The sequence below is a fragment of the Mycobacterium seoulense genome (assembly GCF_010731595.1).
In the GTDB taxonomy this organism is placed as follows: Bacteria; Actinomycetota; Actinomycetes; order Mycobacteriales; family Mycobacteriaceae; genus Mycobacterium; species Mycobacterium seoulense.
The window spans coordinates 2,655,717-2,666,283 of sequence record NZ_AP022582.1; the positions used below are offsets into that span (position 1 = coordinate 2,655,717).

The 10,567-nt window shown below is 67.8% G+C and carries 10 protein-coding genes and 1 rRNA gene; 6 read left to right on the forward strand and 5 right to left on the reverse strand.

From position 1 onward, the window contains the following. Positions 1–2,196, forward strand: a complete 2,196-nt coding sequence (gene glgB, locus G6N37_RS12125; protein ID WP_163680471.1) for a 1,4-alpha-glucan branching protein GlgB — start codon at positions 1–3, stop codon at positions 2,194–2,196. 28 nt (positions 2,197–2,224) lie between these two features. On the opposite strand, the gene G6N37_RS12130 is transcribed toward glgB, so the two are convergent. Both G6N37_RS12130 and G6N37_RS12135 read right to left on the reverse strand, forming a co-directional pair. Continuing rightward, on the reverse strand, positions 2,225–3,142 hold the full coding sequence (locus G6N37_RS12130) for a tetratricopeptide repeat protein (RefSeq protein ID WP_163680474.1): 918 nt from the start codon (positions 3,140–3,142) through the stop codon (positions 2,225–2,227). A gap of 185 nt (positions 3,143–3,327) precedes the next feature. After that, on the reverse strand, positions 3,328–4,509 hold the full coding sequence (locus G6N37_RS12135) for an acetyl-CoA C-acetyltransferase (RefSeq protein WP_163680477.1): 1,182 nt from the start codon (positions 4,507–4,509) through the stop codon (positions 3,328–3,330). A gap of 78 nt (positions 4,510–4,587) precedes the next feature. On the opposite strand from G6N37_RS12135, the gene mce reads away from it, so the two are divergent. After that, a complete protein-coding gene (gene mce / locus G6N37_RS12140; protein ID WP_163680481.1) occupies positions 4,588–5,055 on the forward strand; it encodes a methylmalonyl-CoA epimerase in 468 nt (155 codons plus the stop codon). A 12-nt stretch (positions 5,056–5,067) separates the two neighbouring features. On the opposite strand, the gene G6N37_RS12145 is transcribed toward mce, so the two are convergent. Both G6N37_RS12145 and nucS read right to left on the reverse strand, forming a co-directional pair. Further along, entirely contained in the window at positions 5,068–5,367 is a 300-nt protein-coding gene (locus tag G6N37_RS12145; RefSeq protein ID WP_163680483.1) for a hypothetical protein, read from the reverse strand. A 22-nt stretch (positions 5,368–5,389) separates the two neighbouring features. Continuing rightward, positions 5,390–6,061: an endonuclease NucS gene (gene nucS / locus G6N37_RS12150; RefSeq protein ID WP_163680486.1), complete on the reverse strand. Its 672-nt coding sequence runs from the start codon at positions 6,059–6,061 to the stop codon at positions 5,390–5,392. A 45-nt stretch (positions 6,062–6,106) separates the two neighbouring features. Here nucS and G6N37_RS12155 point away from each other — a divergent pair, with 45 nt between their 5' ends. The 4 genes from G6N37_RS12155 (at position 6,107) to G6N37_RS12170 (ending at position 10,335) form a co-directional block, all read left to right on the forward strand. Next, a complete protein-coding gene (locus tag G6N37_RS12155; RefSeq protein WP_163680489.1) occupies positions 6,107–7,720 on the forward strand; it encodes an adenylate/guanylate cyclase domain-containing protein in 1,614 nt (537 codons plus the stop codon). Between the two features lie 70 nt (positions 7,721–7,790). Beyond that, entirely contained in the window at positions 7,791–8,171 is a 381-nt protein-coding gene (locus tag G6N37_RS12160) for a hypothetical protein (protein WP_163680492.1), read from the forward strand. 176 nt (positions 8,172–8,347) lie between these two features. Continuing rightward, positions 8,348–9,835, forward strand: coding sequence for a DNA-3-methyladenine glycosylase 2 family protein (locus G6N37_RS12165; protein WP_163680495.1), 1,488 nt, complete (start codon positions 8,348–8,350; stop codon positions 9,833–9,835). Beyond that, on the forward strand, positions 9,832–10,335 hold the full coding sequence (locus G6N37_RS12170; RefSeq protein ID WP_163680497.1) for a methylated-DNA--[protein]-cysteine S-methyltransferase: 504 nt from the start codon (positions 9,832–9,834) through the stop codon (positions 10,333–10,335). The genes G6N37_RS12165 and G6N37_RS12170 overlap by 4 nt, the downstream gene beginning before the upstream one ends. 58 nt (positions 10,336–10,393) lie before the next feature. Here G6N37_RS12170 and rrf read toward each other — a convergent pair. Further along, a 5S ribosomal RNA gene (gene rrf / locus G6N37_RS12175) occupies positions 10,394–10,506 on the reverse strand. Positions 10,507–10,567: the final 61 nt, after the last annotated feature.

A 10,567-nucleotide genomic window follows, 5' to 3' on the forward strand; every position in this document is an offset into this window, starting at 1 on the left:
ATGAGTCAAGCCGACCAACTCGCCAGGACGCACCTGGCGCCCGACCCGGCCGACCTATCACGCCTGCTGAATGGCACGCATCACAACCCGCACGGCATATTGGGGGCCCACGAGTACGCCGATCACACCGTCATCCGGGCGTTCCGCCCGCATGCGGCCGAGGTCGTCGCGCTGGTCGGCGAGGACCGTTTCCCGCTGCAACACCTCGAATCCGGCCTGTTCGCCACGGCGTTGCCGTTCGCCAATCTCATCGACTACCGGCTGGAAGTGAGGTACGAGGGGTCCGACCCCTACGCGGTCGCCGACGCCTACCGCTTCCTGCCCACCCTGGGCGAGGTCGACCTCTTCCTGTTCGGCGAGGGGCGCCACGAGCGGCTCTGGGAGGTGCTCGGCGCGCACCCCCGCTCGTTCACCACTGCCGACGGCGTCGTGAACGGGGTGTCGTTCGCGGTGTGGGCGCCAAACGCCAAGGGTGTCAACCTCATTGGCGAGTTCAACGGCTGGACGGGCAGCGATGCCCCGATGCGGTCGCTGGGCTCCTCGGGGGTGTGGGAACTGTTCTGGCCCGATTTCCCCGCCGACGGCCTCTACAAGTTCCGCGTGCACGGCGCCGATGGCGTCGTCACGGAGCGGGCCGACCCCATGGCCTTCGCCACCGAAGTGCCGCCGCACACCGCCTCCCGCGTGACGCGCAGCACCTACACCTGGCGGGACGCCGATTGGATGCAGCAGCGCGCCCAACGCAATCCGGTGTTCGAGCCGATGAGCACCTACGAGGTTCACCTGGGTTCGTGGCGCCCCGGACTCAGCTACCGCGACCTGGCCCACCAGCTCACGGCGTACGTTCTCGAGCACGGGTTCACCCACGTGGAGCTGCTGCCCGTCGCCGAGCACCCGTTCGCCGGCTCGTGGGGCTACCAGGTGACGTCGTACTACGCGCCGACGTCGCGATTCGGCACGCCCGACGAGTTCCGGTTGCTGGTCGACGCCCTGCACCAGGCCGGCATCGGCGTCATCGTGGACTGGGTGCCGGCGCACTTCCCGAAGGACGCCTGGGCGCTGGGGCGGTTCGACGGCACCCCGCTCTACGAGCACTCCGACCCCAACCGTGGTGAGCAACTCGACTGGGGCACTTACGTATTCGACTTCGGCCGTAATGAGGTGCGCAACTTCCTGGTGGCCAACGCGTTGTATTGGCTCGAGCAGTACCACGTCGACGGATTACGGGTGGACGCGGTCGCTTCCATGCTGTACCTCGACTACTCGCGCCCGGAGGGTGGCTGGACGCCGAACATCTACGGCGGCCGGGAGAACCTGGAGGCCGTGCAGTTCCTGCAGGAGATGAACGCCACGGTGCACAAGTCGGCGCCGGGCATCGTCACCATCGCCGAGGAGTCGACGTCGTGGCCCGGCGTCACACGCCCGACCAACCTTGGCGGCCTGGGCTTTTCGATGAAGTGGAACATGGGCTGGATGCACGACACCCTCGACTACATCAGCCGCGACCCGATCTACCGCAACTACCACCATCACGAGATGACGTTCTCGATGCTGTACGCGTTCAGCGAGAACTATGTGCTGCCGATCAGCCATGACGAGGTGGTGCACGGCAAGGGCACCCTGTGGGGCCGGATGCCGGGCAACAACCACGTCAAGGCCGCCGGGCTGCGCAGCCTGCTCGCCTACCAGTGGGCGCACCCGGGGAAGCAATTGCTGTTCATGGGGCAGGAATTCGGCCAGCGGGCCGAGTGGTCCGAGGAACGCGGCCTGGATTGGTGGCAACTCGACGAGCAAGGGTTTTCCAACGGCGTGCTGCGGATGGTGCGCGACATCAACGACATCTACCGCACCCGCCCGGCACTGTGGAGCCAGGACACCATCCCCGACGGTTACTCCTGGATCGACGCCAACGACTCGGCGAACAACGTGCTCAGTTTCCTGCGGTATGGCAGCGACGGTTCGGTAATGGCCTGCGTGTTCAACTTCGCGGGCAGCGAGCACAGCGGCTACCGGCTCGGTCTGCCGTCCGCCGGCCGCTGGCGCGAAGTGCTCAACACCGATGCCACCGACTACAACGGCTCCGGCATCGGCAACATGGGTGGCGTCGACGCCACCGAGGACCCGTGGCATGGCCGACCGGCCTCGGCGGTGCTGGTGCTGCCGCCGAACTCGGCCCTGTGGCTCGAGCCCGAGTAGGCGGCTGAACGCGAGCCGGCCGAGGGGTTCAGTACAGGGCGTTCGCGAGGTTGCGCCGCCCGGCGACGACCTCGGGGTCGGCGGGGTCGAAGAGTTCGAAGAGTTCGATCAACCGGGTGCGCACCCGGGTCCGCTCGTCCCCGGATGTGTTGCGTACCAATGCAGTTAGGCGCTCGAACGCGGCGCTCACGTCCTGGTTGAGGATTTCGACGTCGGCGGCCGCGAAGGCGGCATCGATGTCGCCCGGTGCCGCGTCGGCCGCAAGGTGCGCGTCCGGCGGGTGGGCGGTCGCGCGCATGAGAAAGTCGATCTGGCGGATCGCGCCCTTGGCTTCGGCACTGCCCGGGTCGGCGTCCAGTATCGCCTGATACGACGCCCTGGCGGCCTCGAAATCGCCCGCCTCGAGCTGTTCGCGGGCCGCGGCAAGCTCGGGATCAACCTCCTCGGAACCCGCGGGATTGCTTGGGCCCCTGAGTTTTCCGGCCGTCGCCGACAGAAGTTGGTCCAGCCAGCCCCGCAGCTGGTCGGGCGGCTGCATACCTTGAAAACTGGACAGCGGCTGCCCGGCGGCCAGGGCGACGACCGTCGGCACCGCGTCGACGCCGAAAATCTGTGCCACCCTGGGCGCCACGTCGACGTTGACGGTCGCCAGGGACCACTTGCCGTTGTCCTCGTCGGCCAACCCGGACAGGATGTCGACGAGCTGGACACACGCGTCGCTGCGCGGTGACCACAGCACCACCACAACGGGCACTTCCTCGGAGCGCAGCAGGACCTCGGATTCGAAATTGGCCTCGGTGATCGCGGATACTCCCGGGCCACCCTCGGCGGCCGAGGTTTGTCCGCCGGTCCCGCCGGCCGGCTGCTGCTGGGCCCGCTGCTTGAGGCCGGACAGGTCGACCGCACCAGCCAGCGCGGGGCCAATCGAAGGTCGCGGACGCGTCACGAGGTCAAGTTTGTCATGCTCGTCGATGACCTATCCACCCGGTGGCGCCGACGTCGCGCCGCTTGCCGAGGCGGCAAACCACGCCAAAACCGGCGCCGAGCGGGACATATGACGAAGATCACAAAAGATCCCGCGCGCGCCGAGCCAGCAACATCGGCGAGGGTCGGCGCGCGTCGATCGCCCCGCTACTTTGCCCGCAGGATCAAGGCGTCGCCCTGGCCGCCCGCGCCACACAGGGCCGCGACGGCGTAACCGGAGCCACGGCGGGCCAGTTCCAAGGCCGCATGCAGCGTGATCCGTGCGCCCGACATGCCGATGGGATGCCCGACGGCGATCGCCCCGCCGTTGATGTTGACGATCTCGGGATCCAGGCCGAGTTCGCGGGTCGACGCCAACGCGACCGCGGCGAACGCCTCGTTGATCTCGACGACGTCCAGCTGATCGACGGAGATGCCCTCGCGGCTGAGCGCTTTCTTGATCGCGTTGGCCGGCTGTGACTGCAGGGTGGAGTCCGGGCCGGCCACCACACCGTGGGCGCCGATCTCGACCAGCCAGGTCAGCCCCATCTCCTGCGCCTTGGCCTTGCTCATCACCACCACGGCCGCGGCCCCGTCGGAAATCTGCGACGCCGAGCCGGCGGTGATGGTGCCATCGCGGCGAAAGGCCGGCTTCAGGCCGGCCAGGGACGCCGCGGTGGTACTGGCGCGAATCCCCTCGTCCTCGGTGAACTGCAGCGGATCACCCTTGCGCTGCGGGATGTTGACGGGCACAACCTCGTCGGCGAAGACGCCGTCCTTCCACGCCGCGGCCGCCTTCTGATGCGACTGCGCAGCGAACTCGTCCTGCTCCTCGCGGGTGAACTTGTCCACGTCGTTGCGCTGCTCCGTGAGGGCACCCATCGGCTGGTCGGTGAACACGTCGTGCAGGCCGTCGTAGGCCATGTGGTCCAGGACCGTGACATCGCCGTACTTGTAGCCCGCCCGGCTGTCCATCAGCAAATGGGGCGCCTTGGTCATGGACTCCTGCCCACCGGCGACCACCACGTCGAACTCCCTGGCACGAATCAGCTGGTCGGCGAGCGCGATGGAGTCGATGCCGGACAAGCACATCTTGTTGATGGTCAGCGCCGGGACGTCCCAGCCGATGCCGCCCGCTACCGCCGCCTGACGCGCGGGCATCTGTCCTGCCCCGGCCGTCAAAACCTGGCCCATGATGACGTACTCGACCGCCGAGGCGGGCACGTTGGCCTTCTCCAGCGCACCGGCGATCGCGATCGCACCCAGGTCGCTCGCCGAGAAATCCTTCAGCGAACCCATCAACTTGCCGATCGGGGTGCGCGCTCCAGCAACGATCACCGACGTCGTCATGACAACCTCCTAAGGGTCCGGGGACGGCCGATCTGGCCTCCCGGAGAAGCGCAATCTTTGCCGCCAGGTTACCTTTATGTGATGACGACCGATCAAGTTGACGCCCGTCAGGTCCTGGCCACCGCGCTGGTGACGGCGATCGATCACGTCGGCATCGCGGTCGCCGACCTGGATACGGCAATCGCCTGGTATCACGACCACCTCGGCATGGTACTGGTGCACGAGGAAGTCAACGAGGAGCAGGGAATCCGCGAGGCCATGCTGGGCGTGCGGGGTGCCGAGGGCGGCGCCGCACAGATCCAGCTGATGGCCCCGATCGACGACTCCTCGACCATCGCCAAGTTCATCGACAAGCGCGGGCCCGGCATCCAGCAGATGGCGGTCCGGGTGAGCGACCTCGACAGCGTGGTCGAGCACCTGCGTTCTCAGGGCATCCGCCTCCTCTACGAGGCGCCCCGCCGCGGCACGGCAAACTCACGGATCAACTTCATCCACCCCAAGGACGCCGGCGGCGTGCTCATCGAGCTGGTCGAGCCGGCCGCCTGAGGGCCTGGCTGGTCACGACCACTTCCTGGTGGGCCCGCGCGTGGCGCGGTGGGTCCAGCACGGAGCATGCCAATGCCGACGGTCGTCGGCGCCGCCGAGGGTCGCATCGGCCGGCCACACCACCAGATGAGCTGTGCCCGCGCGTATTTCGTGATCACAACCGGGACAGCGGTAGGTCTTGACGGCCCGGGCCGCCGCGACGGGGCGCACCTCGTACTCGTGACCGTCGGGCCCGATCTCCACCCGCTGCGGCGCCGCCGGTAGCGGCGACGACTGCCGCTGCCGACGTGGCGGTGTGCGGCGCCGGGCCATATCGCCAGCCTAGCCGCGACGCTCAGAACAGCCGGTATTCGTCGTTGTCCATCCCCCGCATCTTGTCGTAATCCAGTGTGATGCAGCGGATCCCACGGTCGGTGGCGAGCGTGCGCGCTTGCGGCTTGATCTGCTGGGCCGCGAAGACCCCCTTCACCGGCGCCAGCACGCTGTCGCGATTGAGCAACTCGAGGTAGCGGGTGAGCTGCTCGACGCCGTCGATCTCGCCCCGCCGCTTGATCTCCACCGCGACGGAACCGCCCCGTTCGTCACGGCAGAGCAGGTCGACCGGCCCGATCGCGGTCATGTATTCGCGACGAACCAGCGTGTAGCCCTCACCCAGCAGGTGCACGTGCTCGGCGAGCAACGCCTGCAGGTGGGCTTCGACGCCGTCCTTCACCAATCCGGGGTCAACGCCGAGGTCGTGGCTGGAGTCGTGCTCGACCGCCTCGACGGTGATGCGCAGCTGTTCGCCGGCCTTGTTCTGGACGACCCACACGGGCGCCTGATCGCCGGGCTCCTCGGTGAGCCAGCACGGCGGACTCATCCAATTCAGCGGCTTGTAGGCGCGGTCGTCGGCGTGCACGCTGACCGAGCCGTCGGCCTTGAACAGCAGCAACCTGCGCGCCGACGGGAGATGCGCGGTGAGCCGGCCGACGTAGTCCACGGTGCATTGGGCGATCACTAGACGCACCCGACTCACCTTAGAGCGTGGCCGACAAATTAGGCTGACGCCACCATGTCGGCCACCCAGAGCTTGGCAAAACGCATCGGCCGGGTGCTCGAGACGGTCACCCGTCAGAGCGGCCGGCTACCGGAGACCCCGGCGTACGGCTCCCTGCTGCTAGGGCGGGTCTCCGAGAGCCAGGGCCGCCGCCGCATCCGCATCCAGCTCATCCTGACCGTGCTCGTCTTGGGCGTCAACTTGATCGGCATCGCCGTCGCGCTGCTTCTGGTGACGGTCGCCATCCCGCAGCCGAGCGTGTTCGACGCACCGTTATGGATCACCTTCGCCGCATCACCGGCCTATATCGCGCTGGCACTGGCGGTGGGCACCTACTGGATCACCCGCAGGACGGTCATATCGCTTCGCTGGGCGATCGAGGAGCGGGCGCCGACCGAAGAAGACGAGCGCAACACTTTCCTGGCCCCCTGGCGGATCGCGCGCTTCGACCTCATCCTGTGGGGTGTCGGGGCGGTGGTGTTGACGACGCTCTACGGCCTGATCAACACGCTGTTCATCCCGCGCTTCCTCATCGCGGTGGGCATCTGCGGCATCTTGGTGGCGACCGCCAGTTATCTGCTCGCCGAGTTCGCGCTGCGCCCGGCGGCGGCCCAGGCACTCGAAGCGGGGCCACCGCCGCGGCGATTCGCCTCGGGCATGATGGGCCGGACCATGGTGGTCTGGTTCCTCGGCTCGGGCCTGCCCGTTCTCGGTATCGGCTTTCTGGCGGGGTTTCAGGCGCTGATGCGAAACCTGACCGAAACCCAGTTCGCGGTCGGGGTGCTGATCGTCTCGATCGCCACGGTGATTTTCGGTTGCCTCTTGATGTGGATCCTGGCCTGGCTCACCGCAACTCCGGTGCGCGTGGTCCGAGCGGCGCTCAGACGCGTCGAGCGCGGCGACCTGCGTGGCGACCTCGTCGTGTTCGACGGCACCGAACTCGGTGAGCTGCAACGCGGTTTCAATGCGATGGTCGACGGGCTGCGCGAGCGCGAACGCGTTCGCGACCTGTTCGGCCGGCACGTGGGACGCGAGGTCGCCCTGGCCGCCGAACGCGAGCGACCGAAGCTGGGCGGCGAAGAACGCCATGTGGCAGTCGTATTCATCGATATCGTCGGTTCGACCCAACTGGTGACCAGCCGGCCCCCGGCCGAGGTCGTTTCGGTGCTCAATCAATTTTTCGGCATAGTCGTCGAGGAAGTGGACCGACACTGCGGTCTGGTCAACAAGTTCGAGGGCGACGCGACGCTGGCCATCTTCGGAGCCCCCAATCGTCTGGACCACCCGGAAGACCAGGCGCTGGCCACCGCGCGCGCCATCGCCGAGCGGCTCGACGACGAAATGCCGGAGTGCCAGGCCGGCATTGGCGTGGCGGCGGGCCAAGTGGTCGCCGGCAACGTCGGCGCCAGGGAGCGCTTCGAATACACCGTGATCGGCGGGCCGGTCAACGAGGCAGCCCGGCTGTGCGAGCTCGCCAAGTCGTACCCTGGCCGACTGCTCGCAGCGGCCGACGCGCTGGAGGATGCGAGCGAGAACGAACGTGCCCGTTGGTCTTTGGGTGAGACCGTGACACTTCGCGGACACGAACGCCCCACTCGGCTCGCATCGCCTGCCGACCCGCAGGCCTGACGCGATTGAATTCGCGCCCGAGTGGGTAAGGGCACTAAGGACATCGCCCCTCCAAGAGATTGGTGTTGACATGACCGCTAGTGCAACTGCCCGCCGTGTTTCCGTGGCCGCGGGCATCGCTGCGGCGATCGCCTTGAGTTCGCTGACCGCGGGTTGTGGATCAAACAACAACAACAAGAACCCGACGACGTCGACCGTCACCACCACCGTGACGACACCGGCCAGCGTCACCACCACCGCCCCGGCGGCAACGACTCCGGCCGGACCGGGCGGTGGCGGCCCCGAAACCGGACCCGGTGGTGCCACGACCGCCGGACCGGGCGGTTCCGGCGCCGGCGCCGGGCCCGGCGGGGCGAGTGCGGGTGTGCCGGGCGCCGGGGCTTCCGCCGGACCCGGGGGTGCGGGGGCCTGCGCCGGCGGCGTTTGCGTCGGAACCCCTCCCGGCCCGTAGCGAAGAGGCCGGGACGCCGGTCCCACCGGCGTCCCAGTGCCGACGGCGGATGCGCCTCGCACCAACGACGCCACCCGCGAGGCGCCGGTAATCGGCAGCGCGCCGATCCCGAGTCCCGCCACTACGATGTCGTTTTTCCGCCAGTTTTGTCAGTGCGCGGGTGTAAAGCTTGAAGCGTGCACGACGACTTCGAACGCTGTTACCGCGCCGTCCAGTCCAAGGACGCCCGGTTCGACGGCTGGTTCGTCACCGCGGTGCTGACCACCCGCATCTATTGCCGGCCCAGCTGCCCGGTACGTCCGCCGTTCGCCCGCAACGTGCGGTTCTATCCGACCGCCGCCGCCGCTCAGCGGGCGGGATTCCGGGCCTGCAAGCGTTGCCGTCCCGACGCGTCCCCCGGTTCGCCGGAATGGAACGTTCGCGATGACGTCGTTGCGCGGACGATGCGATTGATCGCCGACGGCACGGTGGACCGCGAAGGCGTCGGCGGGCTGGCGGGCCACCTCGGTTACACCACCCGCCAGTTGGAACGGCTGCTGCAAGCCGAGGTCGGGGCCGGCCCGCTGGCGCTGGCCCGCGCCCAGCGGGCGCAGACCGCCCGGCTGCTCATCGAGACCACGGACCTGCCGTTCGGGGACGTCGCGTTCGCGTCGGGGTTCTCCAGCATCCGCCAGTTCAACGACACCGTACGCCTGGTCTTCGAGAACTCACCGACGGAGCTGCGTCGGCGCGCGGCCAGCCGCGCCGGGTCGAACTCCGCTTCGGCGGGAGCGGTGTGCCTTCGGTTGCCGGTGCGGACCCCGTTCGCCTACGACGGTGTCTTCGGACACCTCGCGGCGGGCACCGTGCCCGGCTGCGAGGAGGTCCGTGCTGGTGCGTATCGACGCACCCTCCGCCTTCCCTTCGGCACCGCCGTCGTCACGCTGACACCGGCCGTCGATCACGTCCGATGCCTGCTCGTCCTCGACGACTTTCGCGACCTGACGACGGCGATCGCCCGCTGCCGGCGGCTGCTCGATCTCGATGCCGATCCCGAGGCGGTGGACGACGCGCTCGCGGACGACCCCCGGCTCAGCCCCCTGGTGGCGAAGGCGCCCGGACAACGCGTTCCGCGTACGGTCGACGAGGCCGAGCTCGCCGTTCGTGCGGTCCTGGGCCAACAGGTGTCGACCAAGGCGGCGCGCACCCACGCCGGAAGGCTGGCGGCGGCCTACGGCCAGCCGGTCAGCGACCCTGACGGCGGGTTGACGCATACGTTCCCGTCGGTGGAGCAGCTCGCCGAGATCGACCCCATCCACTTGGCGGTCCCGAAGGCCCGGCAACGCACCCTGAGCGCTTTGGTGGGCGGGCTCGCCGACGGCAGCATCGTCCTGGACGGCGGCAGCGACTGGGAAGCCGCCCGCAGGCAATTGCTGGACGTGCCCGGGGTCGGTTCGTGGACCGCGGAGGTGATCGCGATGCGCGGGCTCGGCGACCCGGATGCCTTCCCCGCCAACGACCTTGGCCTTCGCCTGGCCGCCAGGCGGCTGGGATTGCCGACTGCCGAACGGGCGCTGGTCGCGCATGGCGCCCGCTGGCGCCCCTGGCGTTCGTATGCCACCCAATACCTATGGACCACCCTCGAGCATCCAGTAAACCAATGGCCACCACAGGAGGTCGCATGATCGAGTACCGCACCATCGACAGCCCTATCGGGCCGCTGACCCTCGCCGGCCAGGACTCGGTTCTGACCATGCTTCGGATGGTCGATCAAACCTACGAACCGAGCCGCACCGGCTGGGCATCGAGTCCCGCGGCATTCCAGGACGCCACAGAGCAACTCGATGCCTATTTCGCCGGTGAACTGACCGAGTTCGATTTCGAATTCGAATTGCGCGGCTCCGAATTTCAGCGGCGGGTTTGGAAGGCGCTACAGACAATTCCGTACGGCGAAACCAGATCGTACGGAACAATCGCCGCCCAGATCGGCGCTCCCGGTTCTGCGCGGGCCGTGGGATTGGCGAACGGCCACAACCCCATCGCGATTGTCGTGCCCTGCCACCGCGTCATCGGCGCCAACGGCAGCCTCACCGGCTACGGAGGCGGCCTGGACCGAAAGCAAACCCTGCTCGCGCTGGAGAGGAAACACGCATCGACGAATGTGGCTTTGACATTATTCGACTAGAAATCGCTCGCATCGTGAATGCAAAAACACCCCCGTTGCCGGGGGTGTTTTTGTGTATGTTCGGCGGTGTCCTACTTTTCCACCCGGATGGGCAGTATCATCGGCGCTGACAGGCTTAGCTTCCGGGTTCGGAATGGGACCGGGCGTTTCCCTGTCGCTGTGGCCGCCGTAACTCTATTTAAATTTGGTTTCGGTGGGGGGGTGTGATGTCCAAGTTTCCTACGACGAATTG